The following is an 18,337-nucleotide window of genomic DNA, read 5'->3' as shown; positions in this document are numbered from 1 at the left end:
CCTAGGAGGACGTGGGGGAAACCTTTCGGCCCGTTCCCCCTCTGCCCATCCCCAGTTCCCCGTTCCCCGTCCCCCTCAGCCCAAAGACGCCACCACGTCGCCCATCAGCATCGTCAGCTTGGGCTCGGCCTCGCCGGCCGCCGCCAGGACGTCTTCGATCGAGACCGGCTCGAGCGCGTCCGGGAAGCACTCGTCGGTGACGACGGAGAACGCGAGGCAGCGGAGCCCGTGGTGCCGGGCCACGATGACCTCGGGGACCGTGCTCATCCCCACCACGTCGGCCCCGATCATCCGCAGGAACCGGTACTCGGCGCGCGTCTCCAGGTTGGGCCCGACGACGGCCACGTAGACGCCCTGCTGCAACCGGATCCCCCGGTCGAGCGCCGCCGCCTCGGCTTGGTCGCGGAGCGCTCGGTCGTACGGCGCCGACATGTCCGGGAAGCGGGGCCCCCACTCGTCCACGTTGGGACCGATCAGCGGGTTGGCGCCCTGGAGGTTGATGTGGTCCGTCGTCAGCATGAGGTCGCCGCGGCGGTAGAGCGGGTTCATGCCGCCGGCCGCGTTCGAGATCAAGAGCGCCTCGACGCCCAGCGTGGCCATCGCGCGGACGGGCAACGTGACCTCCCACGCCGAGTACCCCTCGTAGAGGTGGAACCGGCCCTGCATCGCGAGGACCTCGACGCCCCGCAGCGTCCCCGCGAGCAGCCGCCCGTGGTGGCTCTCAACCGTCGACAGCGGGAACCCGGGGATCTCGCCGTACGGGACGGACTCGCGGACGTCGATCTCGTCGGCCAGCGCGCCCAGCCCGGTGCCGAGGATGATCCCGACTCGGGCCGCGTCGCCGATGCGAGAACGGAGGGCGTCGGCGGCCTCGGTGACCTGGGCGCGGGCGGTGTCGATGTCGGGGGTCATGCGCGGGCGATGGGTGAAGAGGGATGAGGACAGGGGAAGAGCGCCCTTCCCCCTTCGCTTCTCACCCTTGACTCGCTAGTCCAGCTCGTCGAGGATCCGGCGGATCCGCTCGCGCTCCTCGTCGGAGGCGGACACGCTCCGTTCTTCGCCGGTCACGAGCGAGCGGAGGTCCCAGCCGCCCGTGAGGGCCGGCGGCGGCTCGGCCGGGGCGTCGGCGGCCGGCTCGGGAGCCGGCGACTCGGAGACCGGAGGCTCGGAAGACGATAGGTCGGGAGCCGACGGGTCAGAGGCCGGCGTGTCGGCGGGCGAGGCGCTCGCGTCGTCAGAGACGCTGGCGTCGGGCTCCGTCTCGGCGGGAGCGTCCGAGACGTCGGGAGCGAGTGGGGCGGCGATGGGGTCCGGCTCTGCGACCGGCTCTGGAGTCGGCTCGGGCTCCGGCGCCGGGTCTGGGGCGTCGTACGACGGCTCCCAGGCCGAGGGCTCGGAGTCCGCCGCGGACGTGGGGGCGGCCGGCCCGTCGGTCTGCCAGTCGGTCGTGTCGTCGGCGATGGGCGCTTCCAGGCGGGCGTGCGCGGGCGGGAGCGCGCCGGCCGACTCGGCCGACTGGAGGCGGATGAACCCGACGGGGTCGTCGCCCTGGAACTGGGCCAGCACTTCGAGCTCGGAGAGCAAGAACCCGCGCAGGCGCGCGGCGGCCTCGGCCTGGCGCGACGACAGCCGGACGATGTCCTGGCGGAGCCCGTGCCGCTCGCGCTCGGCGTCGCGGACGATGGTCTCGGCCCGGAGCTCGGCCTCCTGCACGATCATCCGCGCCTTCTCGCCGGCCGAGGCCGCCGTGCTCCGCGCCGTCTCGCGCGCCGACTCGAGCGCCTCCTGGAGCGCGAGCTCCACCTTCTCATAGTGCGTCAGCTTGGCCTCGGCGTCGCGCGCCCGCTCCTCGGCCCGGCGCGTCTCCTCCTGGAGCGCCTCGAGCCGCTCGGCGACCTGCTTCAAGAACAGGTCGACCTCCGTCGGGTCGTACCCGCGGAAGCCCTTGTCGAACTCTTTCCGGCGGACGTCGAGGGGCGTGAGGTTCATGGCCGATCAGGGGTGGCGGGCGGTCCGACACGGCGGACGCGGCGGCGCGGACGGCGCTCGGCGGCGGGGTCGGGCCGCGCCTCGGCTGTCTCCGAGCCGGCGTCGCCGGTCCCCTCCGCCCAGCGGAGCGACGCCAGGGCGCGCTCGGCCTGGACCTCGACCTCGGCCAACCGCGCCGGCACGGACGCGGCGGCGCGGCGGAGCCGGGCCTGCCGGATCAAGAGCGCGACGAGGGCGGCGGCCAGGAGCCCATCGAGGACGAGGAGGGGGACGAACATGATCGCGAAAGGTACGACCTCGGGCGTGCGGCTCCGGCGGGTCAGCGCGGCCCGAACAGGGCCGTCCCCACGCGGACGTGCGTCGCGCCCTCCTCGACGGCCACCTCGAAGTCGCCGCTCATCCCCATCGACAGGACGGTGAGGCCGGGCTCGGCGTCGAACAGCCGGCGGAGCTTCTGGAACGCTGGCCGGACGACCCGGTCGAGGTCGCCGGGGTCCTCGGCGATGGCGGCCATCCCCATCAGCCCGACCGGGCGGAGGTGGGCGCACTCGGCCGCGACGCCGAGCAGGTCGGCCGTCGCGTCGGGCTCGACGCCGTGCTTGGCGTCCTCGCCCGAGATGTTGACCTGGACGAGCACCGGCAAGACGCGCCCGGCCTCGGCCGCCCACTTGTCGAGGGCTCGCGCCAGCCGGACCGAGTCGAGCGCGTGGAACAGGTCGGCGCGGGCGGCGGCGTCCCGAGCCTTGTTCCGCTGGAGCGAGCCGATGAGGTGCCACCGGACGTCGCCCCCGTCGCCCTCGCCCGGCAGCGCGTCCGACTTGTCGACCAGCTCCCCGACCCGGTTCTCGCCCAGGTCGCGGAGCCCGGCAGCAACCGCCGCGCGGACGGTCTCGATGGGCCGCGTCTTGGTCACAGCCACCAGCGTCACGTCGGCCGGGTCACGGCCGGCACGGTCGGCGGCCTCGGCGATCCGCTGGCGGACGGCGTGGGCGCGGTCGGCGATGGCATCGACGAGGGCCGGGTCGGCGGCGTGGGCGGGCGTCATGGGCTGGGTACCCGCCGGCCCGACCTGGGATCCGAGCCCCGGGCCGGGTCGGAACGGTGCGTCCCGGTTCCATTCTACCGGCCCAATCTCCCCCGATCCCACGAGGGGACGGCCCGGGCTTTTCGGCGAGGTTGTTGGACCCCGGCGAGATCCACCCGCCCCCGACGCCATGCCGACCTCGCTCCCGGCCCCGATCCCGACCGCGCTCGACCACGCCCGCGCCGCCTGGCTCGCCGGCGCGCCCGGCGCGTGGGCCCGCTACCAGACCTGCCTCCGCCAGCTCGACGCCCGGCTCGCGACGGCCGCCCGGGTCTCGCTGCCTCGCCGTCCGCGCCGGCCCCGGGCTCGCGCGTAGGCTCCCGACGCAGGGCGAGCGCACACTCCGGTGCAGACTCCCTTTCCCCTCCCGATCGCGGAGCCTGTCCTGAGCAGAGCCGAAGGGCTCCCAGGTCGGGGAGCTGTCCCCCTTCAAGGGGGACCGTCCGCGCGCCCGCTGAGCGGAGCGAGGGGCGTGCGGACAGGGGGTCCGCCCGCCGGTGCCGAGGTGCCGTTCGAACATGCGCTCGCCCTGGCCCCCGGCGAGTTCCTGACGGATCGAGCGACGGTTTGCCGTAGGATGGGGAGCCCCACTCCTGCTCCTGCCATGCCCGTCCACGACATCGACTACCGCCTGATCGGCGACGACCTCCAGATCGTCGAGATCGAGCTCGACCCCCACGAGGCCGTCCGCGCCGAGGCCGGCGCCATGCTCTACATGGACGAGCACGTCCGGATGGACACGGGGACCGGCGGCGGGTTCATGCGCGGCCTCAAACGGCGGATCGCGGGCGAGAGCTTCTTCATCACGTCGTTCGTCAACGAGGGGTCGACGAAGGCGCGCGTCGCCTTCAGCGCACCGTACCCGGGCAAGGTGATCCCGCTCGACCTGGGCGCCCACGGCGGCCGGTTCCTGTGCCAGAAGGACACGTTCCTGTGCGCCGCCGACGGGATCGAGATCGAGGTCGCGTTCACCAAGAAGATGGGGGCTGGCCTGTTCGGCGGCGAGGGGTTCATCTTGCAGCGGCTCGAAGGCGACGGGCTCGCGTTCTGCCACGCCGGCGGGACCATCGTCGAGCGCGACCTGGCCGGCGGCGAGGTGTTGCGCGTCGACACGGGCTGCCTGGTCGCGTTCTCGGAGTCGGTCGACTACGACATCCAGTTCCAGGGCGGCTTCAAGAACGCGCTGTTCGGCGGCGAGGGCCTGTTTCTGGCGCGGATCGAGGGCCCGGGCACGGTGTACCTCCAGAGCCTGCCGTTCTCGCGCTTGGCCGACCGGATCGTGGCCGCCAGCCGGATGTACGCGAACAAGGGCGAGACGAACCGGGGCGGCGCGGGCGCGCTCGGGGCGTTGGGCGGACTCGCCGCGGGCGGCCTGCTCGGAGGCATCCTCGGGGAGGACAACTAATCCACTCCTGTCATGGTCCGCCCTGCCCACCCTGCCGACGCCGACGCCCTCTCCGCACTCGTCACGAACAGCGGGATGTTCGACGACGCCGGCACCCGCGAGGTCCACGACACGCTGGCCGGCCACCTCGACGGTGAGAACGGCGACGCCCTGTGGTTGGTGGCCGACGACGGCGAGCCGGTCGGCGTGCTTTTCGCCGCGCCCGAGCCCATGACCGACGGGACGTGGAACGCGCTCATGCTCATCGTCCGGCCTGACCGTCACGGCCGCGGCCACGCTCAGGCGCTGATGGGCGCCCTCGACAGTGCGCTCGCTGACCGAGGCGCGCGGCTCTTGCTGGTCGAGACGTCGAGCCTGGACGAGTACGAGCGGGCCCGGGCCTTCTACCCGGCTAACGGGTTCCGCGAGGAGGCCCGCGTGCGCGACTACTACCAGGCGGGCGACGACAAGATCATCTTCAGCCGGCCTGTGACGTCCGCGCGCGGGTGACGGCTCGCCCTAGCCCGCGACCTCCTCGAAGAGCGCGTCGAAGCGGGGCGCCTGGAGCGGCCACGCCAGGTCGGCCGGGATCTCGCGCAGGACCTCGGCCGGGAGCGGCTGGGCGTCGCCGCGGACGATGGCGCGCAACGTCTCGAACAGGGCGTCCTCGGAGCCGTAGAGGACCGGCGCGTGCAACAGCGGCGAGTGGAGCCGGTCCGGGATCAGCTCGGGGTACGTCAGCCGGTCGGGCAGGAGCGGGTGGCAGCCGCAGTGGATGGCCTCCAGCATCGAGACGCCAAAAAACTCGTGAATGGACGTCGAGACGACGACGTCGGACCGCCACAGGAGCGCGGCGTAGTCGGCGAACGACTCAGCGAAGCCGTAGTGGAGCACGCGCTCGGCGTAGCGCCGGAAGCCGGCCTCGAACGCCGGCGGCTGCTCGGCGAACGTCTTGCCCGCGAGCACCAGGCGGAACCGCTCGCCCGCGTCGTCCAACCGGTTCATCACGCGGAAAAAGGCCTCGGGGTCCTTGTCGTACTCCCAGCGGTGGTTCCACAGGACGACCGGCGGGCCGGGCTCGCGGGCTCGTCGGGCCTCGGCGGAGGGCCGGGCCGCGTCCAGCCCTTCAAGGTCGAGCCCGAGGCGGAGCACGGCGCTCTTGGCCCGCAGCGCCGGCAGCTCGCCGACGTGGGTGTAGTCGGGGAACCGGCGGAGGAGGTCCGGCAGCGCCCCGAAAAACTCGTCGAGGTGGAACTGGCTGTTGAACACGACGCGGTCGGCCGCCAGCGCCGAGAGGTAGTTGACCGTCGCGTAGGTGTAGTCGCGCTCCTTCCCCTCGCGGAGCGGGTACGTCAGCTGGTTCTCGTGGAGGTAGAGGACGACGGGGACGGCGGCGAGCCAGTCGCGGCTGAGCGCGAGCACGGCCGGCAGGTTCACCATGTCGGACGCCAGCAGGACGTCGGGCCGCCAGCCGTCGGCGCAGGTCTCGCGCGCTTTCTCAGCGAGCGTGACGGCGCCGCCCTGCATCCGCCACTTCCAGTAGCGCGCCGCCATCGACACCACGCGGACGTCGTGGGCGCTGTGGCCCGCGAGCCCGTCCAAGAACACGCGGTGCGAGCCGCCGAACCAGGGCTCCAGGGCGAGGACGTTCATCGGGGCTCGCTCCGCTTGCGGAAAGGGGAACTGGGAAAGGGGAACGGGCAGAGGGCGCGCCGAAGCCGCCTCCCTGCCCTCGACAAGAGACCGCTCTGCTCCCCGGCTACCCCTCGCTCAGCTCGGCGTCGAGGGCGTCGGCCTCCTCGGGCGTCGTGGGGCGGACGATGGCGATGGACCGGACCTGCAAGGCCTGCCGGAGCCGGGCGTCCTTGACCTCGACCGCGGTCACGGGCCGCTCGTCGCCGGCGTCGAGGTGGAGGGTCCGCGTGTCGAGGCGGAGGTCGAAGGCGTCCTCGGACACGTTCTTGATGATCATCCCACGGCGTTCGGGCATCGGGCGGAGTTGGAGGAGAAGGGGGAGACGAAGATATTCCCCCACGCCCGCCCCGCCCCGCGTGTCGCGTCTCCCCTCTGCCCGCCAGTTGCTCGACCGCCTCGGCCGGTGGGCGCGCGACCTGTCGGGCGGCGCGGCGGCGCTGGCGTACCCCCCGCTGTGCCTGGGCTGCGAGGGCCGCCTGCCCGAGCCCTCCGACGCCCTGTGCGCGACGTGCCTCCGCGGCCTGCCCCGCGCCGACGCCGAGACGGTCGCCGGCCTGCTCGCCGACGGCCCGGTCGAGCAGGCCGTCGCGCTGTGGGCGTTCGACCCCGGCGGGACGGTCCGCCGCCTCCAGCACGCCCTCAAGTACGGCGGCCGGCCGACACTCGGGCGCGGGCTCGGGGAGGTCCTGGGCGCCGCCGTCCGCCAGGCCGGCATCGTGGCGGACGTCGTGGTCCCGATCCCGCTCTCGCACGTCCGCCAGCTCGAGCGGGGCTACAACCAGGCCGCCGCCTTGGCCGACGGCGTGGCCACGGCGCTCGGCGTCCCGTCGGCGCCCCTCCTGGTCCGCACCCGGACGACGCTGGCGCAGGCCCGCCTCTCGAAGTCCGAGCGCCGCCGGAACGTGGACGGCGCGTTCGCCCTCGCCCCGGGCGCCGACGTCGCTAGCCTCCGCGTGCTCCTGGTCGACGACGTGTTGACGACGGGCGCAACGCTCGCCGCCGCCGCCACTCCCCTCGCGGCCGGCGGCGCCCAGGTCGCCGTCGCCGCGCTGGCCCTCGCCGGGGCGTGAGGGGCAAGGGGCAAAAGCTGCTTGGCCCGAAGGCGTGGTGCCACTCCGCGGCCTCCTTCTGCCAGTTCCCCGTTCCCATTTCCGCGAGCGCAGCGAGCCCTTCCCGCGAGCGCCAGCGAGCCTACCCCAACTCCACCCGCCGGGCGCAGAGCCCCGCCTCGACCGGGTCATTGGTCGCCAGGACCACGACGCGCGAAGGGTCGGCGACGAGGGCGGCGATGAGGTCGCGGCCGGCGGCGTCGAGCGTCGCGCCGGGTTCATCCAAAAGCAAAACCGGCGGGTCGTGGACGAGGGCCGTCGCGATCCGGAGCCGCTGGCGCATCCCGGTCGAGAACGCCGCGACGGGGTCGTCCGCCCGGTCGCCCAGGCCGACGCGGGCGAGCGTGGCCGCGACCCGGTTCGCGGCGTCGGGCAGCGACCGGGCCCGAGCGAGGAACGCCAGCGTCTCGCGCGCCGTCAGCGCGTCGTAGAGGTCGAGCGCCGGGGCCACAAAGCCGACCCGGAGCGGCACGTCGCGCGCCGGCACCGTCGCCCCGTCGACCTCGAGCCGAGCTTGGCCGCCGGTCGGCGCCAGGAGGCCGGCCCAGAGCAGGAGCAGCGTCGACTTGCCGGACCCGTTCGCGCCCACGACGGCGAGGGGGGCGCCCGGCTCGACCGCGACCGAGAGCCCGTCGAACAGCCGCCGCCGGCCGAACCGCATCGAGAGCTGGTCGGCGACGAGACGGGTGGGCACGGGCGGTCACGGGGGGTCCCCGAGAAGCTACCCAGGCAGAACAGAGGTCCCGCCGGCCCGTTCACCTCACATGTGGCTCACCCATCCCCTGGCTCTCGCCGCCGCGCTCGCGCTCGCTGCGACGGCCTGCGACACGGCGCCGCCCGCCGCCCCGGTCGCCGACGCGGCGGGCCCGGTGGCCACCGACTCGCTCGCGGCTGACTCGCTGGCCGTGGACTCCGTCGAAGCGGTCGCGCTGCCGCCCGACACGGTCGACGTCCGGGGCGTCCAGACCGCTCGGGCCCGGATCGAGCCGGCCGGCGACGGGTCGGTATCGGGCACCCTCCGCCTGGCGCGCGTGGCCGGCGGCGTCCGCGTGCTCATCGCGCTCGACGGGCTGAGCAGCAGCGGCTTCCACGCCGTCCAGATCCTGCGTGGCCGCGACTGCGACGCCGAACCGGCCGTCCACCTCGGCGTCGACGCGGGGACGCCGCACGGCGGTCCGTACTCGCTGCCCGGCTTGCGCCACGCCGGCGACCTGGGCAGCATCCGCGGCGACGGGGGCGACGGCCGCTACGACCGGATCGACGCCGCGCTCTCGCTCGACGGCACGATGTCGCCCGTCGGCCGGGCCGTCGTGGTCCGGGCCGAGCGGGACGACGGCGCCAGCGCGGACGGCGCGGCGGGCGACGTGGTCGGGTGCGGCGTGATCGAGCGGGGCCGATGAGACAAACCGCACTCGCACTCGCCGCCCTGGTGGTGGGCCTGGGCCTGGGCTGGGCGCTCCGCCCCGAGGTCGCCCCGCCGCCTCCACCTCCGCCCGCGCCGGCCGCCGGCGACGCGCCCGCCGTCGATTCGCTGGCGGCGTTCGTGACCCAGTTGCGCGGCCGGTTCGAGCAGCTCCGCGAGCCGACGTCGGGCGAGGAGAACCGGCTCCGCCGCCCCCGGACGCCGTCGTACACCGACCACCTCGACATGGCCGACTCGCTCGGCGTCCCGCCGCTCGCGACCGAGGCCGAGCTGGCGGAGCACCTCCGGACCGGCGAGCTCGTCCCGCTCGTCGACAACGCCTTCTACGTCGTCCGCGTGCTGGAGCACTCGAAGCCGTTCGTTCGGCCCCTCCTCCGCGACCGCGTCGACGAGGTGGGCCGGCGGTTCCAGGCCGCCCTCGCCCAAGCCGGGCTCCCGCCGTACCGGATCACCGTCTCGTCCGCGTTGCGGACGGCCGACCTCCAGCGCGACCTGGCGCAGTCCAACCGGAACGCGACGACGGGCCGGTCGAGCCACGAGTACGGCGCCTCCGTCGACGTCGTCTACGCCCGCTACGCGCTGTGGCCGTCGGCCGCCGACACGCTCGCCGTCCCGTTCTCCGACCCCGCCCTCCCCACGGTCCAGCGCCTGGCCTCGCGCTGGGCCGACGACCTCGCCGGCGTCTACGACGACCGCCTGTTCGGCGCGCTCGCGCGCGTTCTCGGCCAGATGCAGGACGAGGGCCGGCTCCTCGTGCTCTTGGAAGACGAGCAGCCCGTGTTCCACCTCACCCTCGACGGCGAGTAGCCGACCTGTTTCCCCCCGCTCCGTTTCGTGTCCGACACCGCTCCGCCGCCCGCCCTCGTCGAGCCCGACCCCGACGCCGAATCGATCCTGCCGACGCCGCTGGCCCCGAGACGGCGACGCCGGCGGTGGGTCGCCGGGCTTGCGGTCGGGCTGGCCGTCGTCACCGTCGCCGCCCTCGCTGTCGTCGGGACGCGGGCAAACGCGGGGATCCGGGCGACGGAGGAGGCCCAGGACCGGTGGGTGGCCGAGGCCGAGGCCGCCTTCGAGTCGATCCCGCTCTTGAGCGATGACGAGATCGCGACGCTCCGGCGCTCGCGCAACGACCGTCACGTCGAGTTGGCCGAGTCGCTCGGCGTCGGCCCGCCCGACACGCGCGGCGAGGCCGACAGCCTGGCCCAGCGCTACGACTTCGTCCGCGTCGCGACCGACTCGCTCTACGTCGTCCTGCCGACGACGGCCTCGCTCCCCCTCCTCACGCCGAGCGCGGCGGCGTCGCTCGACAGCATCGCCGTCCGGTTCCGCGACCGGCTCGCGACCGTGGGCCTGCCGCCGTTCCGGTTCGCCGTCTCATCGCTCTGGCGGACCGGGGCCGACCAGGCCGCGCTCCGAGGCCGCAACGTCAACGCCGCCGCAGGCCGGTCGAGCCACGAGTACGGCACGACCTACGACATCACCTACAACCCGACGCGCTACTCGCCGGCCCCGGACGCGCTTCCGCCGCCGCCGCGCGTCGACCCGCGCGTGCCGGGGTTCCTGGAGCCGACGGTCCGCGAGCGGCTGATCCGCGAGCAGCGCGACGCGCTCGACCGGCTCGCCGCCGACTACCCGTCGCGGCTGACGGCCGCGCTCGGCCGCGCGCTCATCGAGTTGGAGGACGAGGGCGTGCTCGTCGTCGTCCGCGAGCGGCGCCAGCCGGTGTACCACGTGACGGTCGCCCGGCGGCTGGTGCCCCGGCCGTGACACGCCCGCAGCGAGCACATGCTGAAACGTGGCTTCGGCATCGCCTCGCGGACCCCCTGTCCGGGCGCCCATCGCTCCGCTCAATGGGCGCGCGGACGGTCCCCCTTGAAGGGGGACAGCTCCCCGACCTGGGAGCGGAGCGACCGGAAGGGGAGCAGGGGGTCGGCACCGGAGCGTGCGCTCGCCCTGGGGACCGACCCGCAGTGACGGAGCGTCGTCGCCGGTTCGGGGTAGACTGGCCGAGATGCCCGACGTTGACCTCGCGGACGATGCCCTCCTCTACGGCCACGACCCGGCCGAGCGGATCGTCGCGCTCCACACCGTCGGCCCGGCCACGATGCGGCTGTACCGCCGCCGCTCGCCGACCGAGGTCGAGACCGAGGACGTCCGCGTCCACCCGTTCTTCTTCCTCTCCGACGCCGACCTCCTCCGCGGCTTCCCACGCGACCGGTTCCAGTTCCAGGAGCTCGCCGGGCCCGGCTTCTTCCGGTTCGTCGTGGCCTTCCCGGACCGGGGGAGCTACTTCGACGCGCTCCGCCACGTCCAGCGCAAGGCCGAGACCGAGAAGACGCGGCCCGACGAGGTCTACCTGCCCGGCTCGCCCGAGCAGCAGTACCTCATGCAGACCGGGCGGACGCTGTTCAAGGGGATGGCCTTTGAGGACCTCGTCCGGCTCCAGCTCGACATCGAGGTCTACAGCCGCAACGGGTTCCCCCAGGCGACCGAGCCCGACCACCGCGTGATCCTGGTCGCGCTCAGCGACTCGACCGGGTGGAGCCGGCTCGTCGGCACGCCGGACATGACCGAGGAGGACGTCTTGCGCGAGACGATGGACCTCGTGAAAGAGCGAGACCCTGACGTCATCGAAGGCCACAACATCACCGGCTTCGACTTCCCCTACCTGTTCGAGCGGTGCCGGCGGCACCGCGTCCCGGTCGACTTGGGCCGCGACGGGAGCGCGCCCCGGACCTACCCGACCTCGATGCGGTTCGCCGAGCGCCAGATCGAGTTCGACGCCGTCGAGATCGCCGGGCGCCACGTCGTCGACACGCTCCACCAGGTGATGGCGTTCGACGTGGTTCGGCGGGACCTCCCGAACTACACGCTGAAGGGGGCCGCCAAATACTTCGGCTTCGCGCCCGAGGGCCGGACCTACGTGCCGGGCGACGAGATCGCCGAGGTCTGGGACACCGACCCGCACCGGCTGATGGAGTACGCCATCGACGACGCGACCGAGACCGAGCGGCTGGCGCGGCACTTGTCCGGCAGCACGTTCTACCTGACGCAGATGGTGCCGATGCCGTACGGCCAGGCCGCGCGGACCGGCCCGGCGGCCAAGATCGAGAGCCTGTTCGTGCGCGGCTACCTCCACGCCCGCCACGCGCTCCCCCGCGCCGACGTCGGCAGCCAGGTCGTCGGCGGCTACACCGACGTGTTCGTGACCGGCGTCGTCGGGCCCGTCGTCTACGCCGACGTCGAGAGCCTGTACCCGTCGGTCATGCTCAACTACGGCGTCCAGCCCCGGGGCGACGCGCTCGGCCTGTTCCCCCGCCTGCTCCAGCGGCTCACCGACTTGCGGTTCGAGACCAAGCACGCGATGGCCGGGGTGAGTGGCCACGACCGGGACGAGCTCGACGCCCGGCAGAGTGCGTTCAAAATCGTCATCAACTGCTTCGCGCCCGACACCGAGGTGCTGACCACCGACGGGCCGAAACAGGTCGGCGACGTGGCCGTGGGCGACCTCGTCTACGCGATCGACCCGGAGACACTCGTGCCGGCGCTCAAGCGGGTCGAGGCGACAGACCGCCAGCCCTACGCCGGGCCGATGGTCGAGATCAAGAGTCAGCACGTCGACTTCCTGGTCACGCCTGAGCATCGGTTCTTGACCGCCCGCTTCCTGTCGGGCGGCGCGTTCGCGGACTACGCCTGGGAGACGGCCGGCGACCTCCTCCGCGACACGGTCCGCCGGAAGCTCCCGCCGCTCGCGCCGTTGCCGCCGACGGCCGAGGCCCCCGAGCACGTGCTCGTCGCCGACCTGTGCGACCGACACGGGATCCTCTACAAGACGGGCCCGCGTGGCATCAAAGAGCACCGCCAGCAGGGCCGCTGGCAGCCCGGCCGGTTCGCCCTCGACGACTGGCTCGCCTTCGTCGGGTGGTACGCGAGCGAGGGGACGCTGTACAGGAGCACGCCGAAGGTCTTCCCGAGTGGGCACGCTCGCGGCGAGGGCTACCGGGTCACGCTCTGCCAGAAGCGGGCGGAGGGGCGGGCCGAGATCCGGGCACTGCTCGACCGGATGAGGATCGCGTACGCCGAGGACCGGAACGGCTTCGCCTTCTCGTCGCGCGTGCTCTACGAGGTGCTGGAGGCCGAGTGCGGCCGGGGCTCTTTCGAGAAGCGGTTGCCGCCCTGGGTGTTCGGGCTCCCGCCGGACCGGCTCCCCCCCCTCTTCGGCGCGCTCATGGCCGGAGACGGCGATGTCCACGGCAGGCGGTACACGACCGTCAGCCGCCAGCTCGCCGACGACTTCGTCCGCCTCTCGCTCCACCTCGGCCGCCGCGCGTACGTCATGTCGCACGACGGGGCGTACCGGATCGCCGTGAACGACCCGGCCGCGTCGGTGCCGAGGGGGCTCGCGCCCGTCGTCAAGGGCGAGCACCGGCGGGCGGTGCCGTACGACGGCGAGGTCGTGTGCCTCACCGTGGCCGACCACCACACGGTCCTCGCCGGGCGGAACGGGCGGTTCAACTGGTGCGGCCAGAGCTTCTACGGAAACCTCGGCTTTGGATTCGCTCTGTTCAACGACTTCGCCGAGGCCGACCGCGTGGCCGCGACCGGCCAGGACATCTTGCGCCAGATGATGCGGCTGGCGAGGAGCGCCGGCGCGACCGTCGTCGAGGTGGACACCGACGGCGTCCTGCTCGTGCCGCCGGCCGGCGTCGAGGGCGAGGCGGCCGAGCGCGCGTTCGTCGCGTCGCTGAGCGAGCAGATGCCCGACGGCATCCGGATCGGGTTCGACGGCCGGTTCCAGCGGATGCTCTCGTACAAGAAGAAGAACTACGCGCTGCTGGGCTACGACGGGGCGCTGAAGTTCAAGGGGTCGAGCCTGGTCTCGCGGTCGTCGGAGCGGTTCGGGCGGGCGTTCGTCCGCGAGGCGATCCGCCTGCTGCTGGCCCAGGACGTCCAGGGCGTCCACGACCTCTACCTGAGCCACCGCCGCCAGATCGAGGCCCACGACTGGAAGAGCGTCGAGAGCTTCCAGCGCGTCGAGACGCTCAAGCTCTCGATGGCCGACTACGACCGGGCCGTGGCCAACGGCGACCGGACCCGAGCTGCGGCCTACGAGGTCGCCCGGGCGGACGTCGCGCGGACGGGCCGCGAGCCCCGCGTCGGCGACCGCGTGGCGTACTACATCGCCGAGGGCGGAGGCCGGGTGTTCGAGGCCGCCGCGCCCGCCAGCGCCTGGGAGCAGGGGCGGCCGGACGAGAGCACGGCGTTCTACCTCGACCGGCTCGACCAGCTGGCGGCCCGGTTCGAGCCGTTCTTCGAGACGCCCGCCCAGTTCCGGCTCGTCTTTTCCGAGGAGGACCTGTTCGGGTTCGACGCCTCGGCCGTCCGCCTGGTCGTCCGCGAGCGGGACCCGGACGAGGTCGAGGACGACGTGCCGTTTTAGCCCGCGACAGGTCGAGGCGCCGGACAGCACGTACCCTGTACCGCGTACCTCGCACCCCGCCATGCGCACGGCTCTCTTGCTCGGCGCCTCCGGCCTCGTCGGGGGCCACCTCTTGCGCCACCTCGCCGCCGACGGCCGGTGGGCCCGCGTCGTCACGCTCGGCCGCCGGCCCCTCGCGACGGCCGGGCCGACGCATGAGGACCACGTGGTCGATTTCGACCGACTGGCGGAGCAGGCCGCGCTGTTCGCCTGCGACGACCTGTTCTGCGCGCTCGGCACGACCATCAAGCAGGCCGGGTCCCGGGCCGCGTTCCGCCGCGTCGACCTGGAGCTCCCGTTCGAGGCGGCGCAGTTGGCGCACTCGGCTGGCGCGACCCAGACGCTGCTCGTGAGCGCGCTCGGCGCCGACCCGGACTCCCGCGTCTTCTACAACCGGACGAAGGGCGAGGCCGAGCGGGCCGTGGCGAGCGTCGGGTTCGAGGCCGTCCAGATCGCGCGGCCGTCGCTGCTGGCCGGCGACCGCGCCGAGGTCCGGTGGGGCGAGCGGGTCGCGCTCGCGGTCCTGTCGCCGCTGGCGCCGGTCTTGCGGGGCCCGCTCGCCGCCTTGCGCCCGACCGAGGCCGACGACGTGGCCCGGGCGCTCGTGGCCGTCGCCGCGGCGCGGCCGGCCGGGACGCACGTCTATCCACCGGAGGCGATCCGCGAGTGGGCCCGGTCCGGTGGGGCCGAGGCCTAGAACCCGTTGCGACGCCCCGGCCGCGTGGCTCCGTCGGCACGCATCTTGGCGTCGCCGAGCCCGTAGCCGCTCGTCCGTGCCTGATCCGCGTCCCAAGCCCCGCCTCGTCCTGAGCACTCGCGTCGCGGGGGTGCCCCTCGTCGACGCCGTCTATCCCCGGGGGCACGAGTACCCCTACCACTGCGACGGACAGCCGCGGATCAGCATCGTGTTGGGCGGGACTCTGATGGAGGAAGCGCGGGGCGACGAGGTCACCGCGAGCGCTGCGAGCGTCGTCGTCAAGCCGGCCGACGTCCGCCACCGGAACACGTTCGGGCCCGCTGGCGCGCGGCTGCTGTCGGTCGTCGCCCCGACGCCGCTCCTCGACGGCTACAACGGCCGCGGCCTCGACGACTGGCGATGGCACCACGCCGGGCCGGTCGGCCGCGCGGCCCTCCGGTTCGTCCGGGCGTCCGCCATGCCCCTGCCGACGCCGAGGACGACCTGTGGGGCTTGCTCGGGTCGGTCGTCGCCCCGACCGGCGCGGCCTCGAAGGCCGTCCCCCCGTGGGTGCTCCGGGCACGTGAGCGGCTCGACGACGAGGCCACCGCAGCGCCGTCGGTGGCCACGCTCGCAGCGGATGCCGACGTCCACCCCGTCTCGCTCGCCCGCGCGTTCCGCCGCGCCTTCGGGTGTTCGCCCACGGCCTACCGGCGGCGGCTCCGCGTGCGCGCCGCGACGGGGCTCCTCGCCTCGACGCCTCTCCCGGCCGTCGAGGTCGCGCTCGCGGCGGGGTTCGCTGACCAGAGCCACATGTGCCGCGACGTCCGCACCGAGCTCGGGACGACCCCGGGTCGTCTTCGAACGCTCCTGCGGGCCTGAGCCGGGTTCGATCCGTTCAAGACTCGGCGGGGAGCCGGGGGCTAGCGTTCCCAGACCGACGCTCCCCCGACGATGCGCCCGCTCTTCTTCGCCCTCGCCCTGCTCTCCGCCTTCCCCGCCCGCTCTCAGGACCCCGTCCCCGACGCGGCCTTCGCGGAGGCCGCCGACGCCCTCGTCGCCGAGACGCTGGACCTGTTCGGGACCGTGCCCGGCCTGGCCGTCGCCGTCGTCCGCGACGGGCGGACGGTCTACGTGCGGGGGTTCGGGTATGCCGACCGCGAGGCCGGGGAGGCGACCACGGCCGACACCCCGTTCTACATCGCCTCGGCGACGAAACCGTTCACGGCGCTCCTGGCCGCGCTCGCTGACCACGACGGGACCCTCGCCCTCGACGCCTCGCTCGCGTCGCTCTTCCCGGACGTGGCCTTCGCGTCCGAGGCCGGGGCCGACGCCGTGACTGTCCGGCACCTCCTCTCCCACACGGCCGGCGTCGAGAACGAGCCGCTCGCGTTCCGCGCGGCCTACACCGGCCAGCACACGCCCGCCCTCATGCGCCGGCTGCTGGCGGGCACGGTCCCGAACCCCACGCCACGCGGCACCTACCGCTACACCAACACGGGCTACAACGTCCTCAGCCTCCGCCTCGACCAGGACGGGCCGTGGCAGGACCAGCTCGCCGAGCGCGTCCTCCGGCCCCTCGGCATGACGCGAGCGACGGCGTACGCCTCGGAGGCCGCTCTGCGGCGCCCAGCCGTTCCTTATGCCGTCCATCCAGCGCGCGGCGTCGAGCGGGTTGCCCTCGTCAAGCACGACGACACGATGCAGGCGGCGGGCGGGCTCTACGCGAGCGCAACCGACCTCGCGCGGTGGCTGACGGCCCACCTGAACGAGGGGCGCGTGGACGGCCGGCAGGTGGTCCCCGCTGAGGTCGTCGCCGAGAGCCACCGGCCCGTGGTCACGGGACGCGACGAGAGGTACGGGCCGTTCGGCCGCGACGGGTACGCACTCGGGTGGCACACCGGCACCTACGACGGGGAGCCGATGCTCCACCACCTCGGCGGGTTCTCGGGCTTCCACGCCCACACGTCGTTCATGCCCGGCCGCGACCTCGGCGTGGTCGTCCTCGCCAACGAGGCCGACACGGGCGGACGGCTGGCGACGCTCCTGGCGTCGTTCGTCTACGACTGGTGGGCCGCGGAGCCTGGTGCGCGAGACGCCGTCGTCGAGCAGGTCCGCGACGCTCGCGCTGAGCTCCACGCCGGGCTCACGGGCTACCTCGACCGCGCTCGCGCGCAGCTCGAGGAGCGGGCCGAAGGGACGTGGCAGCTCTCGCTCGCCCCGAGCACCTATGCCGGGATCTACGAGAACCCGACGTGGGGCGTGATCGAAGTCGAGGCCGCGGGCGACGGGATTGCCGTCCGGTTTGGTCGGCTCTACGGACCTGCAACTCCGTACTCCGAACCCGAGACCGTCCGCGTCGAACTCGTCCCGGGCCGTGGGGAGGCCGTCGCGTTCGACCTCGAGGGCGGCCGAGTCCTCTCGCTTCGGTACGACGGCCAGACCTTCGTCCGCACGGCCGACTGATCCTACGCCCCACGCACATCCCCGACCGCCTCCACATCCGACATGAGCAGCCAGAGCGACACCTCCACGCCGACCGACGAGTGGTTCTCCGACGACACGTTCTGGGAGGCCTCGTACGGGGTCATGTTCCCTGACGAGCGGTTCGACGGCGCCGCTGCCGAGCTAGACGCCGTCCTCCGCTTGGTCGGCCAGACGCCAGAGCGCGTGCTCGACGTCGCGTGCGGGCCGGGGCGCCATGCCGTCGATGCCGCCCGGCGCGGAGCGACCGTCGTCGGCGTAGACCGGAGCGCGTTCCTGCTCGACAAGGCCAGGAGGCTCGCCGAGAGAGAGGGCGTGGAGGTCGAGTGGGTCCACGCCGACATGCGGGACCACGTCCAGGGCCCGCCGGTCGACCTCGTGCTCAACCTGTTCACGTCGTTCGGCTACTTCGCCGACGACGCGGACAACGCGCGCGTCCTGGAGAACGCCCACCGGAGCCTCCGCCCCGGCGGATCGCTCGTCGTGGACGTGATGGGCAAGGAGGTGCTGGCCCGGATCTTCTCCCCGAGCACGGTCCTGGACGGGCCCGGTGGGATGGTCGTCCAGCGCCGCCGTGCGATCGACGACTGGAGCCGGATGGAGAACGAGTGGACGTTCGTGCAGGAGGGGTCCGTCCGGGTCTTCGAGCACGTGCACTGGATCTACTCCGGCCGCGAGCTCGCGCAGATGCTCGCCCGAGCGGGGTTCACGGATGTCGACCTCTTCGGAGACTTCGAGGGCGCACCGTACGGCTCGGAGGCGTCCCGGCTCGTGGCCGTTGCGCGGAAAGCGTGAGCCGCCAGCCATCGAAAGACTAGGGCGTGTCGCTCGCCGCGGCGCGACCGGCCGGGACGCACGTCTACGAGCCGGACGCGCTCCGCGAGTGGGCCCACGGCGGGAGGCGGTCTGATTAGGGGACCAGGGAGTTCCTCAGAAGACCCGGGATCGCGGGAGGAATGGTCGGGGTACGGTATCGGGCGAACCCCGAGTGACGCGCTCTCGTTGCTCTCCTCC

Annotated in this window: 19 protein-coding genes; 12 read left to right on the top strand and 7 right to left on the bottom strand. The window is 73.5% G+C overall.

Annotated features, from left to right (window positions below; genetic code table 11):
* Positions 1 to 75: 75 nt before the first annotated feature.
* From ACOOHE_RS06385 to ACOOHE_RS06370, 4 genes are all read right to left on the bottom strand, one after another.
* Entirely contained in the window at positions 76 to 912 is an 837-nt protein-coding gene (locus ACOOHE_RS06385; RefSeq protein ID WP_420456970.1) for a purine-nucleoside phosphorylase, read from the bottom strand.
* Between the two features lie 75 nt (positions 913 to 987).
* Positions 988 to 1,989, bottom strand: coding sequence for a DivIVA domain-containing protein (locus ACOOHE_RS06380; protein WP_420456969.1), 1,002 nt, complete (start codon positions 1,987 to 1,989; stop codon positions 988 to 990).
* Entirely contained in the window at positions 1,986 to 2,267 is a 282-nt protein-coding gene (locus ACOOHE_RS06375; protein ID WP_420456968.1) for a hypothetical protein, read from the bottom strand. The genes ACOOHE_RS06380 and ACOOHE_RS06375 overlap by 4 nt, the downstream gene beginning before the upstream one ends.
* Positions 2,268 to 2,308: 41 nt before the next feature.
* Positions 2,309 to 3,034: a YggS family pyridoxal phosphate-dependent enzyme gene (locus ACOOHE_RS06370; RefSeq protein WP_420456967.1), complete on the bottom strand. Its 726-nt coding sequence runs from the start codon at positions 3,032 to 3,034 to the stop codon at positions 2,309 to 2,311.
* Between the two features lie 169 nt (positions 3,035 to 3,203).
* On the opposite strand from ACOOHE_RS06370, the gene ACOOHE_RS06365 reads away from it, so the two are divergent.
* The 3 genes from ACOOHE_RS06365 to ACOOHE_RS06355 all read left to right on the top strand — a co-directional run bounded on the left by ACOOHE_RS06365 (position 3,204) and on the right by ACOOHE_RS06355 (position 4,967).
* On the top strand, positions 3,204 to 3,389 hold the full coding sequence (locus ACOOHE_RS06365) for a hypothetical protein (protein ID WP_420456966.1): 186 nt from the start codon (positions 3,204 to 3,206) through the stop codon (positions 3,387 to 3,389).
* Positions 3,390 to 3,677: 288 nt separating this feature from the next.
* A complete protein-coding gene (locus tag ACOOHE_RS06360; RefSeq protein ID WP_420456965.1) occupies positions 3,678 to 4,478 on the top strand; it encodes a TIGR00266 family protein in 801 nt (266 codons plus the stop codon).
* 12 nt (positions 4,479 to 4,490) lie between these two features.
* Complete coding sequence (locus ACOOHE_RS06355) at positions 4,491 to 4,967, top strand: GNAT family N-acetyltransferase (protein ID WP_420456964.1); 477 nt, start codon at positions 4,491 to 4,493, stop codon at positions 4,965 to 4,967.
* A 9-nt stretch (positions 4,968 to 4,976) separates the two neighbouring features.
* Here the strand turns inward: ACOOHE_RS06355 and ACOOHE_RS06350 are convergent, their stop codons facing one another.
* Both ACOOHE_RS06350 and ACOOHE_RS06345 read right to left on the bottom strand, forming a co-directional pair.
* Entirely contained in the window at positions 4,977 to 6,110 is a 1,134-nt protein-coding gene (locus ACOOHE_RS06350; protein WP_420456963.1) for a tRNA-queuosine alpha-mannosyltransferase domain-containing protein, read from the bottom strand.
* Between the two features lie 106 nt (positions 6,111 to 6,216).
* A complete protein-coding gene (locus tag ACOOHE_RS06345) occupies positions 6,217 to 6,447 on the bottom strand; it encodes a hypothetical protein (protein ID WP_420456962.1) in 231 nt (76 codons plus the stop codon).
* A gap of 88 nt (positions 6,448 to 6,535) precedes the next feature.
* Between ACOOHE_RS06345 and ACOOHE_RS06340 the strand changes: the two genes are divergently transcribed.
* Positions 6,536 to 7,222, top strand: coding sequence for a ComF family protein (locus ACOOHE_RS06340; protein ID WP_420456961.1), 687 nt, complete (start codon positions 6,536 to 6,538; stop codon positions 7,220 to 7,222).
* A 121-nt stretch (positions 7,223 to 7,343) separates the two neighbouring features.
* Here the strand turns inward: ACOOHE_RS06340 and ACOOHE_RS06335 are convergent, their stop codons facing one another.
* Entirely contained in the window at positions 7,344 to 7,955 is a 612-nt protein-coding gene (locus ACOOHE_RS06335; RefSeq protein ID WP_420456960.1) for an ABC transporter ATP-binding protein, read from the bottom strand.
* Positions 7,956 to 8,025: 70 nt separating this feature from the next.
* Between ACOOHE_RS06335 and ACOOHE_RS06330 the strand changes: the two genes are divergently transcribed.
* The 8 genes from ACOOHE_RS06330 (at position 8,026) to ACOOHE_RS06295 (ending at position 18,118) form a co-directional block, all read left to right on the top strand.
* Complete coding sequence (locus ACOOHE_RS06330; protein WP_420456959.1) at positions 8,026 to 8,661, top strand: superoxide dismutase family protein; 636 nt, start codon at positions 8,026 to 8,028, stop codon at positions 8,659 to 8,661.
* The gene (locus ACOOHE_RS06325; RefSeq protein ID WP_420456958.1) at positions 8,658 to 9,491 is read left to right on the top strand and encodes a DUF5715 family protein; all 834 of its coding nucleotides are present in this window, start codon (positions 8,658 to 8,660) and stop codon (positions 9,489 to 9,491) included. The genes ACOOHE_RS06330 and ACOOHE_RS06325 overlap by 4 nt, the downstream gene beginning before the upstream one ends.
* Positions 9,492 to 9,518: 27 nt before the next feature.
* Positions 9,519 to 10,451, top strand: coding sequence for a DUF5715 family protein (locus ACOOHE_RS06320; RefSeq protein WP_420456957.1), 933 nt, complete (start codon positions 9,519 to 9,521; stop codon positions 10,449 to 10,451).
* Between the two features lie 244 nt (positions 10,452 to 10,695).
* Positions 10,696 to 14,124: a DNA polymerase domain-containing protein gene (locus ACOOHE_RS06315; RefSeq protein ID WP_420456956.1), complete on the top strand. Its 3,429-nt coding sequence runs from the start codon at positions 10,696 to 10,698 to the stop codon at positions 14,122 to 14,124.
* A gap of 61 nt (positions 14,125 to 14,185) precedes the next feature.
* On the top strand, positions 14,186 to 14,860 hold the full coding sequence (locus ACOOHE_RS06310; protein ID WP_420456955.1) for an NAD-dependent epimerase/dehydratase family protein: 675 nt from the start codon (positions 14,186 to 14,188) through the stop codon (positions 14,858 to 14,860).
* A gap of 399 nt (positions 14,861 to 15,259) precedes the next feature.
* A complete protein-coding gene (locus ACOOHE_RS06305; RefSeq protein ID WP_420456954.1) occupies positions 15,260 to 15,721 on the top strand; it encodes a helix-turn-helix domain-containing protein in 462 nt (153 codons plus the stop codon).
* A gap of 72 nt (positions 15,722 to 15,793) precedes the next feature.
* On the top strand, positions 15,794 to 17,305 hold the full coding sequence (locus ACOOHE_RS06300) for a serine hydrolase domain-containing protein (protein ID WP_420456953.1): 1,512 nt from the start codon (positions 15,794 to 15,796) through the stop codon (positions 17,303 to 17,305).
* A gap of 42 nt (positions 17,306 to 17,347) precedes the next feature.
* Positions 17,348 to 18,118: a class I SAM-dependent methyltransferase gene (locus tag ACOOHE_RS06295; RefSeq protein WP_420456952.1), complete on the top strand. Its 771-nt coding sequence runs from the start codon at positions 17,348 to 17,350 to the stop codon at positions 18,116 to 18,118.
* The last annotated feature ends 219 nt before the right edge of the window (positions 18,119 to 18,337 follow it).

This window comes from Rubrivirga sp. (assembly GCF_965213695.1).
Lineage (GTDB): Bacteria > Bacteroidota > Rhodothermia > Rhodothermales > Rubricoccaceae > Rubrivirga.
Note: the sequence above shows the minus strand (reverse complement) of the source record. Positions and strands in the feature narration are given on the sequence as shown.